Source organism: Fictibacillus nanhaiensis (assembly GCF_036213205.1).
GTDB lineage: Bacteria > Bacillota > Bacilli > Bacillales > Fictibacillaceae > Fictibacillus > Fictibacillus nanhaiensis_E.
In genome coordinates this window covers 87,967-105,433 of the sequence record NZ_JARMFC010000006.1, presented here as the reverse complement: position 1 = coordinate 105,433, position 17,467 = coordinate 87,967, and the positions used below count along the sequence as shown (strand labels likewise).

At 34.8% G+C, this 17,467-nt stretch carries 11 protein-coding genes; all 11 read left to right on the top strand.

Translation table 11 applies throughout. The annotated features are described in order from the left end of the window. Positions 1–28 precede the first annotated feature (28 nt). Positions 29–247, top strand: a complete 219-nt coding sequence (locus P4V41_RS07100) for a hypothetical protein (RefSeq protein WP_328084157.1) — start codon at positions 29–31, stop codon at positions 245–247. Positions 248–304: 57 nt separating this feature from the next. Continuing rightward, complete coding sequence (locus P4V41_RS07095) at positions 305–1,201, top strand: hypothetical protein (protein WP_328084155.1); 897 nt, start codon at positions 305–307, stop codon at positions 1,199–1,201. Positions 1,202–1,500: 299 nt separating this feature from the next. Continuing rightward, positions 1,501–7,485, top strand: coding sequence for a phage tail tape measure protein (locus P4V41_RS07090; RefSeq protein ID WP_328084154.1), 5,985 nt, complete (start codon positions 1,501–1,503; stop codon positions 7,483–7,485). Next, complete coding sequence (locus tag P4V41_RS07085; RefSeq protein ID WP_328084153.1) at positions 7,482–8,252, top strand: phage tail domain-containing protein; 771 nt, start codon at positions 7,482–7,484, stop codon at positions 8,250–8,252. The genes P4V41_RS07090 and P4V41_RS07085 overlap by 4 nt, the downstream gene beginning before the upstream one ends. A 71-nt stretch (positions 8,253–8,323) precedes the next feature. Further along, positions 8,324–9,751: a hypothetical protein gene (locus P4V41_RS07080; RefSeq protein WP_328084151.1), complete on the top strand. Its 1,428-nt coding sequence runs from the start codon at positions 8,324–8,326 to the stop codon at positions 9,749–9,751. Between the two features lie 33 nt (positions 9,752–9,784). Further along, positions 9,785–10,069: a hypothetical protein gene (locus P4V41_RS07075; protein WP_328084150.1), complete on the top strand. Its 285-nt coding sequence runs from the start codon at positions 9,785–9,787 to the stop codon at positions 10,067–10,069. Positions 10,070–10,237: 168 nt separating this feature from the next. Beyond that, a complete protein-coding gene (locus P4V41_RS07070; protein WP_328084149.1) occupies positions 10,238–11,734 on the top strand; it encodes a polysaccharide deacetylase family protein in 1,497 nt (498 codons plus the stop codon). Positions 11,735–11,812: 78 nt separating this feature from the next. Beyond that, entirely contained in the window at positions 11,813–13,237 is a 1,425-nt protein-coding gene (locus tag P4V41_RS07065; protein ID WP_328084148.1) for an O-antigen ligase family protein, read from the top strand. Positions 13,238–13,495: 258 nt separating this feature from the next. Then, positions 13,496–16,525 (top strand): phage tail spike protein, encoded by a 3,030-nt coding sequence (locus P4V41_RS07060; RefSeq protein WP_328084147.1) that lies wholly within the window; start codon positions 13,496–13,498, stop codon positions 16,523–16,525. A gap of 2 nt (positions 16,526–16,527) precedes the next feature. Beyond that, positions 16,528–17,016, top strand: a complete 489-nt coding sequence (locus tag P4V41_RS07055; RefSeq protein WP_328084146.1) for a hypothetical protein — start codon at positions 16,528–16,530, stop codon at positions 17,014–17,016. After that, positions 17,007–17,456 carry a hypothetical protein gene (locus tag P4V41_RS07050; protein ID WP_328084145.1) on the top strand — a complete coding sequence of 150 codons (450 nt, stop codon included), beginning with the start codon at positions 17,007–17,009 and terminating at the stop codon, positions 17,454–17,456. The genes P4V41_RS07055 and P4V41_RS07050 overlap by 10 nt, the downstream gene beginning before the upstream one ends. Positions 17,457–17,467: the final 11 nt, after the last annotated feature.

The window sequence follows — 17,467 nt, the reverse complement described above, 5'->3', positions numbered from 1 at the left end:
CTAAAATTTAACTAAAGAGGTGTTCTTTGTGAACATTGGTGATAAAGCATTACTTAAAATTAAAGCTTATTCCTTTTTTATAATTGTAGGATTGTTACTCCTCTTCTTCTTTGTTAAACCTATTTATCAAGGCATAATTAATGAGTATAAAAACGATGATACTATAACACAAAGGGATATCAATGATTTTAATGAGTGGAATATTAAACAAGAAGAAAAAGAAGAATTGAATAAAAGTATAGATTGATTTAACCGCTAACTCTTGTTGTTGGCGGTTTTTATTTTTGCAAAGGTTGGTGGTGAGATGAGTAATGAACTAAATATACTAATAAAAGCCGTCCTCGATGAAAATTTATCACAGAAATCAATGCAAGATCAGCTTGATAAAATTTCGGGTAAGCTTGATTTAAAAGTAGGCTTAGATATTAAAGAGTTTGAAAAAGTAAAAAAGAATTTAGACTCCTTACAGCAGCAGCTCGGAAAAGAAACAAGTATTAAGTTAATTAACGAAAAGGATTTAACCGATACTAAAAAATTTGTAACCTCAATCGAGGAAGTTAAAAAACAATTCAAAGATTTAGGAACTATTAAGGTTAATAAAAGCTTTGATCCAGTAACCAATGACCTAAAGGAATTTAATGTAGAGATTCGTAAAGCCGATGGGTTGGTCGAACGTCTTAAATATCAACTTGCTCAATTGAATGGTATTCATGGAATTAAAGATGGCTTTATTATGACCAATCGCTCAGAAGTTGACAATACTTCTCTCCAAATGGAAAAAGCATTGCAAAAGACAATTGAAAGTAGACAAAAGGTTCAAAAGGCTTCAGCGATCGAGCAAGACAGAGCCATAAATAAGAACATTGAACAAACACATAAAGAAACCAAAGCACAGCAAGAAATGAATCTACAAATTGAACGAGAACTAGATTTATACAAAAAAAAGAAACAACTACAAGTTCAAGATATGGTTCGCAGATACGGTAATGCAGCAGATACCACGGGATTACAAACAAATTTAAATCGTGTGATGTCTATAGACCCAAGTGCTTTCCAAAGTATGAAGGATATGAGGCATTGGCAATCTGAAGTTGATTTAGGCTTCAAACAAATTGGGGCGAGTGTAAAAAGTTCTTCCTCCCATGTACTGTCATTTGGAGAAGCAATGCAAACTGCTATGGTTAAATTTCCCATTAACTAAATTCAGGTGGGAGTAAAACTCTTTTAATTGCTGGGACACCTTTAGAGTCGATTAAGCTACAACATAAGGATGAAATATACCTAAGTGTGAATGCTTGAAAATTAATCGAATTAGGCAATCAGCAGCGAAGTCTCGAATAGAGAAACGTTCAACGACCAGAGAAACCGTAAAGGAAGTATCGTAGGCTTATAAGTGCGTAATGATAAGTCGAAACAGAGAGGGCGATTTTTCGTCATGATATGGTCTAATCTATATAGAAATATATAGTCGCAAATGCGAGTCATTAAGGTGCACGCTTAATGATTAATAATTTTCGCTGGATGGCTGCTTCAACTATGTTCTTCCAAAGTTTGAATTTCTTTTCTTCTGGAATTACTTACATTAATGATTTGAATAAACTTTTAACTGAGATATCAATCGTTACTGGTAAGTCTCAAGCAGATGTTGCTCTTTTAGCCGAAGAATATAATAAATTAGCCCACACTATGGGGGTTACAACTCAAGAAATTGCAAAAGCAACGACTGAGTTTTATCGTCAAGGTTTATCACAAGAAAAAGTTATGGAAAGAGTAAATACCACTACTCAGTATGCAAAAATTTCAGCATTAGACTTTGCTAAAGCTGCTGAAATTCTAACAGCCACTACCAACTCGATGAATGTTTCAGCAGATAGGGCTTCGGATGTATTTTCTTATCTAGGAGATGCTACAGCCACTGGTGCTGATGAGATTGGTCGAGCTTTCCAAAAGGTTGGTGGATCTGCTGGGGCACTCGATATTGAATTTGAGAAAGTTTCAAGTTGGATAGCTGTCGTTTCCTCACGTACTCGTGAAGGTGCAGAAACTATCGGACAATCAATAAAAAGTATTTTAGCACGTGTGCAAAACATGCGTGAAAAAGGTTTTTCTGAAGAAGATGGAACTAAGATAAATGATGTAGCAAAGGCATTGTCTGCTGTTGGTATTGCGTTAACTGATTCTAACGGACAGTTTAGAAATTTCGGAACAGTGATGGACGAAGTTGGTTCTAAATGGGATTCTTTAGATACTAGACAACAAGCCTACCTTTCAACAACTATTGCAGGTACGTATCAACAGGCACGCTTCTTGAATTTAATGGAGGGATACAGCGATTCCGTTGGCTTATATGAGAAATCACTTAATTCCGCTGGCATAACTCAAGAAAAGTTTAATAAATACTTAGATTCAAATGAAGCTGCAATTAATAGATTAAAAGCAACATGGGAAAGTCTATGGCAATCTGCCTTTGACTCTTCTGCTATTAGAATGGCAGTCACTTCATTAGATTTATTTGCAAAAGGAATCAAGGTTGTTGTAGATACATTTGGCTTACTTCCTGTTGTAATGGCACTTGGGACTGGTTCATTTTTAGCATTAAATAATACCACCAGAGCATCTATTATGCAACAAGGGGTGCTCTCAGCTTCTTTGGCTAGAACGGGAGATTCGATGCTTATTGCATCAGGTGCTAGTAGAGTTTATCAGACTTCACTCTACAATTTAACTTTGGCAAGTCGTGCAGCAGGTGGGGCTGCTTTGTTCATGGGTGGAGCACTAAAATCTGCAACTGTATTCTTATCACGAATTGCGTTACCTATCGCAGGAATAATGGCAGTTAGCTATGGCGTTTCCAAAATTACTGAAAGATTAATGAAACAAAGAGAAGAAGCCAAAAAGACTGCCCAAGAAAACGAAAAAATTGCCAAATCTTATGCAAACAACAAAGAAGAAATTGATGAACTTGTATCATCATATGAATCTTTAAAAGCAAAACAGTCTAACTCATCTTTAAATGCAGAGGAAGATAAGGAATTAACTGAAACTCAAAACCGTTTAAATGAATTGATGCCGATTTTGACCAAAAACATAGACTCCAAGTCAAATGCTCATCTCCGTAACGTTGATGCCATAAAGCAAGAAATTAAATTTGCAGATAAATTGGCAGAAAGCTATAAAAAAGAATCGAATGCAAAAATGGACGACAACATTGATAAAACCCTACAAAAAATTAAGGATGCCGAAAAAGAATTAGACGGTCTTAAATACAAAAAAGCCGACACTTCTAAGTTAAGTATAGTCGGTGGAATGCCTGAAACAGAATTGTCAGCGATTGCTCGTGGAAGACAAGAGCTTGAGCTTGAAAGAGAAATCGAGACTCAACGTGAAAAGCTAATTAAGCTAACACAAGACAAAGTTAAATATTATGGAGAGCTTGAAAAAAGCACAGAAAATTTAACTAAAGAAGACCAAAAATACATACAATCTCAAATTGACAAAGAAAAGTCTAATATTAAAGATATCGACACAGTAGATAAAGTTGCTAACAAGTATGCAGACTTACAGAAAGTTATGAATGAGCTTCGTTCTCTAGGTGCAGAAAAAGTTTCTATAGGTTTTGTAGAGGGACTTTCCGATGAGAAGACTCAAGCACTTGAAAGGTTTCTTTCTTTAGCTAAAGAGTTCGGTGGAGACACAACTTACTTTACCAGATACCTAACGGAAGCTGGATTTACTCAATCTCAAGTATTGATGATTGTTAATGATTTGAAAGATGGTATTTCAGATCAAGCTAAAGAAGTAGATAACGCAGCTAAATCATATGACAACTTTAAGAATTCATTATCTGATTCTAAAAAGATGATGGAAGATGTAAATAGCATTCTTGGAATTGGTATGTCTAATGACCAGATTGACAGCCTAAGAACTTTAATCAACACCATGAGCATCTTGGAAGGGCAAGTAAATAAAACTGCTGAACAAGAAGAATATTTAGCTAATGCACAAAAATATTTAGCTGAACAATACCCTGCTCTAGTTGATGGAACAGAGATTCGTCTTGAAGCTGTTTCTGCTGAAATCAGAGCAAATGATATTTTATTACAAGCAACTGAAAAAATGTCAAATGGTCAAATGACATATGAAGAAGCTCGAACAGTTACTGCTGCTTCTGAAGCTAATGCTCGTGTTCAAATTATGAACCAAGAATTACAAGCGTTGAACAAAATGCTTGAAGAATATGCACAGGCTCAAATGAACCTCAATGAGAGTGGTGCGATTGCTTCAAATGGACGAATCATGAACATGTACAACAAGATAAAGACCATTGAGGCTGATTTACAAATTGAGATTCCCAAACGTGACAGAGTAATTGGCGACTTAGGTAAAATGATTGATTACACTGATAGTTTCACAGGCTCTACTGACAAGAATACTAAGTCAAAAGACAAAAATACTGAATCTGTTAAGAGACAGATATATGTGACAGACAAATACAAAACTGCCATTGAAAAACTCAACACTGAGTTAGCAAAATTAAAAGAAATACAAGATGACTACCCTAAATGGTCAGATGATTATCAAAAATCACTCCGTAAAGAGATTGAGTTAATTGAAAAGAAAAAGAAGCTTACAAACGAACAAGCGTATTCACTTGGACAGCAGATTAAATCTGGAAAAATTAAACCTACGGGACTCATCGACATAGGCGGAACAATAACATCCTCCTCTTCCTCAGCGGCGGTTTCTACTGGTAGCAGTTCTTTTGCAAAAGGTGGAAGTAACTCAGCTACTATTTGGAACTTCTTTAAATCTAAAGGATTTTCAGATGCGGTTGCTGCTGGTATCATGGGGAATCTTCAATTAGAGTCAGGTTTGAATCCTAACGCATTAAACAGATCGTCAGGTGCTTTCGGTATTGCTCAATGGTTAGGCGGTCGTAAAACTGCACTAAATAACTTCGCAGGTTCTATGGGTACAAGTTCTAATGACTTAGTAACTCAATTAAACTTCTTGTGGAAAGAGTTAAACAGTACAGAAAAACGAACTATGAACTACTTACAAGCCAATCAAGGTGCAAGTGCTTCTGCTATAGCTGCTGCTTTTGACAAACTATTTGAGCGTTCTGAGGGTACACACATTCCCCATCGTCAAAAATATGCGAACGGATTTTTAGCGCAGTTTGCTGGTCAAGGTGGTTCGGTTCCTGTATCTACTTCTAGTAGTAGTGGTGGTAGTACAAAAAACCCTTACGATGCGGAAAATGCTAAAGCGGAAATGGCACAAGCGGTAGACCAGGCTCGATCTGATTACAATGGTTTATTACAAGATATCTATTCTATGGAAGACCAGTTACAAGAAATCAGATTTGCATTGGTAAACGCTGAATTAGATGAATGGTCACATAAAATTGAACGAGCTAATGTATTATTGCAGGCACATGAAATCAAACTTGCTAAACTTGATCCCCTATCTAAAGCATATACCGATGAATTACAAAAACAATTAGGAACTATGGAATGGCAACGTAAATCACAAAATGAGTTAACATGGCGTACACAACACGCTGCCGAGAAAAACAAAAACTTAACACAAGAACAAAAGCATTTATTGATGGATAGATATTATGCTGAGTTGAACGCACTGAATGAAATCCGCAATAAGATTGACGAAATACAAAAAGCAATTAGACAATCTGAGATTGAACGTATTACAAATAAACTAAATGAAGCTACGGACAAATTATCTAAACGTAGAGGCAGTATCGGTCGTCAAGCAGACAGAATTGATGAGGATGATCCCAAACGTAGTCGAAAACAAATTGAAGCATACCAAGAACAAATAATATTAGCGGAACGTGAGAAAGTTCAAATACAACAAGCTATCAAAGCACTTGCAGCTAAACGTACACAAATGCAGAAAGCTGGAGAAGATTTAAAGTTTATTAATGAACAAATCAATGAGCTTACAAACAGATTAAATGACATAGATGACACTTCTTTCGATTTAAAAGACAGCTTAAAAGATGTATACAAGGAAATGGCAGATGAAATAATTGATGCCTACAAAGAATTTTATGAGCAAAAAAGAGACATGGATACAAAAGCCATTGAAGATGAATTGGATAGATTCCAAGAAGCTCATGAAGATAAAATGGATATGCTTGATGATGAGTTGGAGAAATACCAAGATATTATCAATGCTAAACTTGAATCCATTGACAGACAAGAATCTCAAGACGATTACAACAAAGAAGTAACAAAGAGACAAGAAGAAATTCAAAAAACACAAAACCAAATTAACATTCTTGGAATGGATGACACTCGTGAAGCTCAAGCTAAAAAAGCCAAACTTGAAGAAGATTTAAAACAACAACAAATTGATTTGGCTGAATTTGTTCACGACAGAGAAGTTGAATTAAGAAAACAAAACTTACAAGATGAGCTTAGAACAAAAGAAGAATCCATCAATGCTGAGAAAGAAAAAAATGAGGAAGAATTAGAAAACTTCGAGCGTCTACAAGACGATAAACTTAGACAGATAAATCAGTACTACGATGATTTAATCAATGATGAAACGTATTGGGCTAGTATTCGTGAACAAATCCTTGCTGGAAACATCAACGGTATGACTGATCAATTACATGGTTTCGTAGGAACAATTCAAGGAAGTATGGGTGAGATTGGTAAGGCAATTTCAAACAACCTAATTGATAAGTTACAAGAGGCTATAAAACTTCTAGAAACTATTGATGGTGCTAAGTTTGGCGATGTGGTTGGTGGTAAGAACCCTACTGGTGGGAAACCTGAGAAACTTACCGAAGCAGACATGAGACTGATGGCTAGTAAATTTATTGAATCGCAGATACTTCCTGGAGTTAAGGATAAGGCAGTTAAAGATGGATTAACAGGTCGAGTTAAGGGTTATAAAGATGAAGCTATTGCAGGTGGAACTTTATTGAATACTAACGCTTCTTACGGTTCTTTATTTGGTAATTTAGATGATACTGAGAAAGTATTATTCTCTAAGTACATTCGTGATGTTATCTCTAAAGGTATCGGCACAGCTTCAGTTAAAGATAAGATGTTTGATTTAACCGATGTAATTATTGAAGCTGCTCGAAAGAATGGTAACTCTAAACTTTGGTGGGGTATCCCCTTCCTTGAAGCTATGGCTGATTATCAATCATTCGACACTGGTGGTTACACGGGAAGTAGTCAAGGTTTCGCAATGCTTCATGACAAAGAAATTGTACTTAGCAAATCGGACACTTCCAATTTCCTTGAAGCAGTTAAAATCACTCGTAGTTTTGCTGATGTGTTTAAGAACTTTAAATTACCTAATATTACCCCACAATTAGCAGGTGCAGGAGATGTAAATCTAGGTGGTATCCACATTGAAAGACTTGAAGGTGGAGAAAAAGGTGCTGAAACACTTTATAGTGCTATTGGAAATAAACTTAGAGGATTAGGAGTGATCAGACGATGAAACATTCCACAGGATTCATATTGAATGGAATTGAGTCCTCTACAATGGGAGTTATTCAAGCGAGTGTGGAGGATGGTTTGTTTGAAGATAACTTCCTCCCTACTCGTAAAATAAATGAACAAAAGATTAGAGGGAATGAAAAGTCATATTTATTCGGTCATGAGTATGAGCCTTTCTCCTTCTCCCTTACTCTTACTTTTGAACATGGGTTTACTGATGAACAAGCTCGTGAAGTAGCTAGATGGTTATCTACCCCACATTATGTACCACTTCAATTTCATGAACTTCCTAGACGTATTATTTATTGTATGTATGAAGGTGACTCAAAGTTAATTCACAACGGATGTCAACAAGGTTATCTCCAAGTCCAAATGAGATGTGATGCCCCTTGGTATTATTCTAACGTTATTGAATCACAGACTTATGATTTCTCTGAAAATACATCTGAAGGTAGTAATCTTACTTTCGAAAACAAAGGGGACTTACCTGTTCTTCCAATGATAACTATTGAGAAAATCGGTAACGGTGACATAAAGATTGTTAACACCTCTAATGGTGGTAAAGAGTTTAAGTTTACTGGTTTAGTTGATGGAGAAATATTAGAAATTAATAACGAGTATGATGAGATTGAATCTAGTTTGAAACTTGACCGCTACTCTGCACATAATGATGTGTTTTTAGAATTAGGCGGTTACTCAAATTCATATCTCAAAGTTTATGGTAAATGCAGGATTAAATTTAATTATCAAATGAGATTTTTATTTTAAATAAAATACCAGTTTTACGGAGGGTGTCTTTTGGCACTCTCTTTTTTTAATTTGACTAAGGAGGTTAGATTGTGCAAATAGAAAACTCCAAAAGTGTAATAAGCAAACTTCGCAAAGGAGACAGCAACGATCCATTTGTTTCTTTGAGTGAACAGCAAACTATTTACAATCAAAAAGTTGTACTTTCTGAAGTTCCCTCCAAATTTGACCGTGTGACTGTAACAGGTGACGGAATAACTTGGAATGAAATAGATTTAGGTATTCCTGGAACAAATACTTATGTAGTGGATTATAACTTAGGTGTTGTAAGTTTTTCTCAAGCACATGAAGGTAAAACTTTAACATTTAGTTTTAAAGGTCGAGGTGCTAATTATTTAGCTGCAAGAAGAATATGGACTCGTGAAGAGAATGGTGAAGTAACTGAAACTTTACAGACTCTAGTAGATACAACAGAGGTTGCCCGTGAAGAAGCTGATTTGGCTGCTACTTCACTTAATCATAAAGGATCATACAATTCTACAACACAATACAAAAGACGTAACATTGTAAACTATGCAGGAAATTCATACATGGCATTAGTTGATGTAAAAGGTGCCTCCCCTACCGATGAAACCAAGTGGAAAAAACTATCGGGATTCGCTTTTAAAAATACATATTTAAATACAACTTCCTATGAAACAGGTGACTATGTACAGTTTGCTCAAAATGAACAACTCTACATGTCTCTTGTTGATAATAATATTGGGAATCCAGTAACAGATACTTCTAAATGGAAATTAGTCGTTTCAGTAAAAGAAGCGATGGATGGAGTTCGTGATGCCACTGCTGATGCGAGAGTTGCTGAAGATGCTGCGATTGATGCCACAGTAAATGCGAACCTTGCTACCGAAAATGCAAATTCCAAAGCTACATTTGCTCAATTACAAGGCGATCATGCGAAAACTCAAGGTGATTTCGCCAAAGGTATCGGAGACAATCTCCAACATAAAGGCGACTACTCTAACTCTACTGCTTACAAAAAAGGAAATGTAGTTTGGTATAGCGGTGCAACTTGGATGTGTATTCAAGATACATCAGCAGGAGTATTACCTACTCAAGCATCATATTGGAGAGTTATCTCAAATGAAACAACTTTAAACGCTCAAAACTGGACTGCTACAGCTAATCAAACTGTTTTCACTATAGCTAACGGTAATTACATTATGGGTGGCAAACATCTTAAAGTATGGGTTGGTGGAGTTCAACAGTATGTTGGTCAAGGTTTTACGGAAACAACTGACACTTCATTCACATTATCAGAAGGTGTTCCAGCAGGTGTAGTAGTAAGAGCAGAATGGTTTGAAGGTGCAATTACTATTTATAGAGGTCACACTTCTTCTCACTATTTAGGTGGGAATGATGAATTGGACGCTAGTAAACTTAAAAATTATCAACCCTATCATGTTGGATTATCAGCTCCTGTAAACAAATTAAGCATGTGGATTGATACTAGTTCTTAATAAATAAATTAAGCAATTATCGGAGGGTTATAAATGAGTTATAAAATCGGACAGGGTTACTTGGGATCAGGAAGTTTACAAGTTTCAACGGCTAACCAAGAATTAGTACCTAATCCACCATCGAATTGGACGGTTAAATATAATCTATATAAATTTAGTTTTGATAATACAAATCCTTGCAGCATCCGAATAAATGGAGGAAGTCCAATTCATTTACGTGGCGGTCAAGGGTTTGAAGTAACTCACGTAGATGCTCCTATTTGGAGTTTTGTGATTGTAGAAGCAGGAATTGAGTACAACTGGATAGGTGCATGGTAAATGTCTCTATTTAGAAACAAGAACACTAAGAGAGAACCTGTAATCAAAATTGATACAGCTAACACTCAAGTTCAACCTACTCCTCCCACTGATACTAAAAAAGATTGGATAGATACATCCAAATAATTTAAATAAAATAAGCATTTCATTAAAGAAAGGATGTAATTAATGCCTATTCAAAAATATTTTGATGAAGCCTCTCAGACATGGAAAGCCGTGGACTCGGGGGCTATTAATGATGGAACGAATAAATATACACCTGCTGATATAAAGAACATTACGACCCAGTTGGCGGAAACTACGACATTATTATCAGGAACTAATCAAGGTGAAAAAATTAATCTCGACGGAGCACTAAGGTTGGGTTTAAGGAAAAAACAACCGATTATATCCTTTGTATCTGATGACGGAACAGTGCAAGATTGGACTAGATTAAAACCTATATTTGAAGCTGCGGGAGTACCTTGCGGAATTGCTATTGTTAGCAGCTTCATTGGTACATCAGGATTCATGGATGAAGATGCGATTAGGATTCTTCATGATGATCTTGGGTGGGAGGTAATGAGTCACACTAATACTCATATTCGATTGGCAAATTTAACAACCGAAGCAGAGATAGATAATGAGTTGAGAATCCCTAAAGAAGTATTAGAGTCTAAAGGATTTAAAGTTAACACTGTCATCTATCCCTACGGAAGTGAAGACGCAAGGGTACGAAAGATTGCTAGAAAATATTATAGATGTGGCGCTATTTCATATAATGGACGAAATGAAGCTCCATTATCGACATATCGATTGAACCGTGTTGCCATTGGGTCTTACTTCGATGCAGGAACGGACACGAATACGTATGAGTATTACAAAAGCCACGTGGATGCCGCATTAGCGAATAACGAATGGTTAATATTTCAACTACATCCTGCTCATTCAGACTTTAACGCTACTCAGCAACAATATCTTGCTGACATCATTAACTACATTAAGTCTTTAAATATCCCGATCATGAACATGAATGAAGCTATGGATGTGATAGGTAATTTAGTAGATACTGGAGATTACGTTAAAGGACAATCAAACCCTTATTTTGTGGTCGGAGCTGACGGAACAGGGTATTCAAATGACAATCGAGTAAGAGAGCTACCTAAAACAGGTATTAACATTAATACTCCTGTTACTACTTTTCCTACAGGAATATCTGTTACGAATTTTCTTGTTGCAGATGGAAGTGGTTTTCCAAGTAATCAAGGAGGGATACTTGAAACATACCGTTTCGGGGTTAACGATCTTCATTTCCAGATATGGTATCCACATAATAGCAATGAAGTTTACAAAAGGAGATGGGTTGTATTTGGGCAGACACCCGCATGGGGTGCATTTGAGCAAATAGATGCAAAAGGTGCGAATAAAGCACCTGTTGTAGTGCAATCGTTGAGTTTTGGGACAATTAATCCAAACAGTACAAAAGAGCTAACCATAACATTCGCTGGCGCAAAAGCATTAACTGATGTAATTGTAGTCAATCCTATCGGTGGATTTACAACGGACGTTATGTATACAGCCTTCATTTCTGCTGATGATACGATTCGAGTAAGGATAGCTAACCCTACTACTATTTCTATTACAGTAACTGATCGGAACTGGAAGTTTATGCTTTTAAAGGGATAATCATCTTTCACCCCTATTGTTAATATGAAGTAACTAGTATATAATTTCCAAGACTAAACAATAGGGGAATGTTTAAAAGTGAAAAACAATGTTTTAAATCACCAGAATAGCGAACTGAAAGTAATTGTTTTAGGGCTGATTTCTGCTGTCTTAATTGGAAGTGCTACCCCTTTCGTTGGTATATATATAATCGGGGCTATAGTAGGTGTAATTGCTTTATTTTTATTTTTAAAAATTGAACTAAATAGTAAAACTGCTTTCCTTTTTGTGAGTTTGCTATTGTATGTTAATGTTCTTAGACCATTCGGTGGCTACAAAATTATTTCATCAGGATTAGATGCGCTTTTAATACTTCTGATAGTTAAGCATCTATTTAAAAATGGAGTTCCTAAAAGTAAAGCGTTTTATTTATTTTGTGTAACTTCATTCCTTTTGATTTCTTTCTTTCAAATATTTAACGATAATATCCCTTCACTTGAAGCAGGAATGCAAGGTTTTAGAAAAACATCTTTAGCGTTTATCTTGTTTTATTTAGGACTACTTGGGTTTGATAGTAGTGATGAAGTAAGGAAGTTCGTTAAAAAGTTTTCTATCATTAGCGTTCCGGTACTTATTTTTGGAATTAAACAATATTTCTCTATATCAGATTTGGATCGTTTGTTTTTAGAGGCGAATAATGCAGATATTTATACCGGAATGCTTTTTGGTAAAGTAAGAGCTGTTTCAATATTTGCTGGTTCATTTCATTTTGGTATGTTCGCTGCGGTTTTGGCAATTCTCAATATGTTCTTGATAAGTACCTCAAGAAAATTACGTGGTAAGTTTTTTTATCTCATCTTGTTTAGTTTGTCGTTCATGGCTTGCTATACCTCTATGACAAGAACTAATTTAATTGCTTTAGCTGTGGGAATATTAGCATACAAAATTCTTCAAATGAACCTTAAAGTAATATTAATGATTTTGCCGGTTGTCACTATAGCTATGTTATCGTTTTTCTCATATGTTTCAGCCAATTATGTTAATTTTTTATTATCGGAGAACAGTTTCATAAGAATGATTGGTACGATTGCAAGTTTTCAAGAAGATACGAGGTTAGCAGGAAGATCACATGGTTGGGAAACTATTTCCCATTTAATAAAAGAAAAGCCTTTTATAGCTTATGGTACTGGTTCGGCAGGAGATACTTTACAGAATCTATACGAATTTCAATATCACGTTACAAGTCATAATTTTTTCTTAAAGATATTGATGGAAACCGGTGTTTTTGGCGGATTCTTTATTTTCGTATTATTCCTGTCTATATTCATGATCTTAATTCGTAAAACTTTTAATAAGCCAAATAATATCCATAAAAAGATTGCATCAACCTCTTTGGCGGTATTTTTAATTTTCTTAGTCAATAGTTTGGTTGGTTCTACAATTGAAACATATCCAGTATCGGGATTCATTTTATTATTACTCGGAATTGGAATAAGTACGTATTCGGATCAAACTGTGCAGTAGTTACACTTTTAATTACAACGAATTATACATCAGATATTCATAACATATTCAAATTAAAATAATACTTTTAAACAGAAAAAAGAAATGAAAAACAGAGCATTATCGAGTAAACAAGCGATAATAAAAGTTCTGACAATTTAATTAGAAACTTTTTATCAGAGGACTTTAATATGAGTCCTCTTTTTTTATTTGTAGAAAGGAGGATTTCATATTTACTCTATAGATAGAACTCTTAAACCGATTAAACCTCGTGTATTTTTGTGTAATCCGAGACGAGAAGTAATAGGGATATTAAAAGATGTTGTTCCACCAGACCATAAAGTTTTATTAGGAAGATTAAATGAAATTTCATTCGATGTCCCTTACGATGTAGAAAGAAATCATAAGATTATACGTAATCCAATAATTGATAATATTCGAGAAAGATATCAATTGAAAATTGTTATTGATAATTATGTAGAGTATTACCTGATCAATGAAATTGATAAAAACATGGAAGACAGTCAAGATGTAATGAGAGTTCATGCATTCTCTCTTGGTTATGAACTTAACGATAAACTTATCCGAGAATACCAAGTTACTTCTAAAAACGCAACGGAAGCACTGACAGATGCATTAGGAGATACAATTTGGTCAGTCGGTGACATAGATGTAGATTTCGATATTAAGTATCGTTCATTTGATGTTCCTGAAAAAACAGTACTAGATTTTATATTTGAAATTGCAGAAACCTTTAATGCAATTGTTCAATTCGATACAGTCAATCGCAGAATCAATTTAGAAAAAGAAGAGAGAGTTGGGATAGATCTAGGGCTAAGAATTGGCTACGGTAAATATAGCAAGTCGATGGGTACGAATCTTAAAGCAGACGAAATGGTTACTCAATTCCAGCCGATAGGCGACCAAAATATCGGAATTAATCGTGTAAATCCTACTGGATCAAGTTACATTGAGTCCTTTGAATATTTTCTGTTTCCCTTCCAAAGAGACGCACAAGGAAATACTATTCAATCCTCATACTACATGTCGGATGGATTATGCCATGCAATTTTAGATTATCAGGATTTAGTTGAAACGAAAGGAACTGAGTTTGCTACTTTATTATCAGACAAAGAAACCAAGCAAACAACTTTAGCTACAAAACAAAATGAAATGTCACAATTCCAAATTGAACTAATTATCATTGACGATGAATTGGAAGTTGCAAAAGCTAATGGCGATGACTTAACAAATCTCCAACAACAATTAGCAACAAAACAATCAGAAGTTGACTCAAAACAATTAGAGCTAGATCAAGTTGAATCTCAAATTGATACTATTGATTCTCAAATTGAAACACTACAAAATATACTCAAATTAGAAAACAACTTTACTCCTGAACAAATTGTCGAACGTTCTCCATATCTTATTAGACGTACATGGACAGATACTAACTATCTTAACGATGAAGACTTGTATGTAGATGCAAAGAAACGGTTTGATGATTTAAAGAAACCTCAGACAGTTTTCAATATAAATATTATTAACTTCCTTGAAGTTATTGAAGAACAGCGTAATTGGGATAAACTCAATTTAGGCGACACAATTACAATTAAGTATGAAAAACTAGGAGTCTATGTAAAAGCTAAGATTATTGAAATTAACTACAATTACAACAGTGGAGACATTAATCTTACAATTGCAAATGTAAAAGAAATTGAATCTGATGAAAACAAATTAATTAAAATGTTGTATCAATCATATTCTACTTCAACAAGTGTTGATATGAATAAGCACAAATATGACAAAGCTTATGAAGATTTAGGAAGTATACACGATTACATAAACAGTGATTTAGATACTACTAAACAAAAAATTTTAGCTGGAGTAGACAATTCAGTTATTATCGACCGTAAAGGAGTTACGGTAACCAACCCTCGCTTTCCAGATGAAATGCTAATCATTCAATCTGGAGTATTTGCAATCAGTAATACCAAAGGTCAAACATGGGATTTAGCAATTACAGCGAAGGGCGTTGTGGCTCAACGTCTATATGGTAAGGCTATATTCGGTGTCAACTTAGCAATTGAAAATGATGGAGGAACTTTCCGCTTTGATAGTTCGGGTGCCTTACTAGACGGAGCTGCTCTTACAATAACTGAAGGTGCAAATGGAATAAAACTTGATCCAGAAACAGGTATAACCGTTACTAAGGGTACAATTAACCGAACAATTCTTAACGCTACAGATGGTATTAAAATTCAGAAGTGGGAATTCGGACAATGGAACGACAAATTATACACTGATACAAACGGAACGTTAGTTGCTGAGGATCTTGTAACTAGAAAATTAAAAGTGCGTGATGAGGGTGGATTCACTCTAATTGACGCAGATACTCGAACGATTAACTTTACAGGATTTAATGTAATAACAGGTAAAGAAGATGTGATTAAAGGAATTGATGTCAAGAATCCATACAACCAATCTACTTTCAGAGTTGATGATGAAGGTAATGTACATATAGCAGGAGATATCACTATGTATGGTGGTAGTATTTCTTGGGATTCAGTTACGCCACCCGATGCAAGTCAAATTGATGGGCTTGGTAACAAACTTACCTATATTGATGCTAATGGTATATATACGGGTACATTAAGTGCAGACAACATCAATGGAGGAACTATTTCAGGTGTAACTATTAACGTTTCTACAGATTTGTATGTTGGTAACAACATGCATTTAGGTAATGGGTACTCAGGTTTCAAATCAATTATTTTTAACAATATGGCTAGAATTAATAGTTCAGGGACTGATTTAGATTTAAACTGTGCATATCTATCTTCTAATGCATTTATAACTTCATTTAGCGGAAATGTGCAAATTAGTGACAATAAACATCTCGATTTTTCTTCATTTGGCGGTGGGTTTTACATGGAGGACTCAACATGGGTTCGAGTTGTAAACAACAAAAGTTTTTATACTCCTGGAACAATTAAAGGTGTAATTGAAAATATTTCAGATCGCTCCATGAAGAAAAACATCATCAATCTTTCCGACAAAGGTATTTCTGCTCTAAACACAATAAATAAATTAAATATCTATGAATATCATATGAATAATCAATCAGATGATTCATTAAAAGACTATGGATTCATGGCAGATGAACTTCCGGTAGAGTTTGTGTCCAAAGGAACTGAAGAAGGTATTCCTGACAGCGTAAAAACCTATAGCCTTGTAGCATACTTAACTAAAGCTGTTCAAGAATTAATAGCAGAAGTTGAATATTTGAAGAGTAAACAGGAGGGTTAATAATGAGTGTATTAAACATAATAGATAAGAGGTTGATTGAGGTTGGCTATAACACTCTTACTCCATTTGAAAAGAATAACCTAACTGCTAGAATTGCAGAATTAAAAGGTATTCTTTATAACGAAGTTTCTGAGCAGGTTTTATTAGATTATCATAAAGACATAAAAATTAAACAACTTTCCGATATGTGCGAACAAACAATTCTTGAAGGATTCCTCGCTACCAATGGTCATACATATCGTACAAATAGAGATGATCAAACAAATATGATTGGTCAGAAAGATTATTTAATTGACAATCCATCTGTTGAAACAGTGAAATGGAAAACTGAAGATGTTGGGTATATTGATCACTTAAGAGACGAATGGTTGTTAGTATATCTTGAAGGATTTTCTCATAAACAAACTCAGTTGTTTAAGTATGACGGTTTAAAGAAATCGGTAGCTACGGCAGAGACGCATGAAGAAATCGTGAATGTGGTATGGGACTAAAAGCTGGTCAAATTATATTCGTTAGAGGGGATTCTTTAATCTCCTCTTTTATTCGTTATTTCGATAGAGGGCAGTTTTCACATGTTTGTGTAATGGTATCAAATACTCATTGTGTGGAAGCTCAATATTCAACCAAAGTAAGAATAACACCTATGAATTATAAAAACTATGAAGTAGTTGACTTAAGATTAACTCAACAAGAACAAGATTCTATTGTACACAATGCAATTGATTTCTGTGGAAAGTGGTATGACTATCAGACAATATTAAAGCTAGTTGCAAAAGATATTTTGAAAAGGAATGATTTAAACTTATGGAGTAACCCAAACTCTTTGATTTGTTCGGAGTTAGTTTACTCTTTATTAATGACAATAGGTAGATATGAAGATTCTGCTTTATTGACCCCAAATCAACTTTATAAATTGTTATCTCAAAAGTAAATTATACAAGA

Coding starts and splice junctions, on each gene's coding strand:
- P4V41_RS07090 (WP_328084154.1), top strand. CDS start 1,501: ATGATTAATAATTTTCGCTGGATGGCTGCTTCAACTATGTTCTTCCAA.
- P4V41_RS07050 (WP_328084145.1), top strand. CDS start 17,007: ATGGGACTAAAAGCTGGTCAAATTATATTCGTTAGAGGGGATTCTTTA.
- P4V41_RS07070 (WP_328084149.1), top strand. CDS start 10,238: ATGCCTATTCAAAAATATTTTGATGAAGCCTCTCAGACATGGAAAGCC.
- P4V41_RS07085 (WP_328084153.1), top strand. CDS start 7,482: ATGAAACATTCCACAGGATTCATATTGAATGGAATTGAGTCCTCTACA.
- P4V41_RS07075 (WP_328084150.1), top strand. CDS start 9,785: ATGAGTTATAAAATCGGACAGGGTTACTTGGGATCAGGAAGTTTACAA.
- P4V41_RS07055 (WP_328084146.1), top strand. CDS start 16,528: ATGAGTGTATTAAACATAATAGATAAGAGGTTGATTGAGGTTGGCTAT.
- P4V41_RS07095 (WP_328084155.1), top strand. CDS start 305: ATGAGTAATGAACTAAATATACTAATAAAAGCCGTCCTCGATGAAAAT.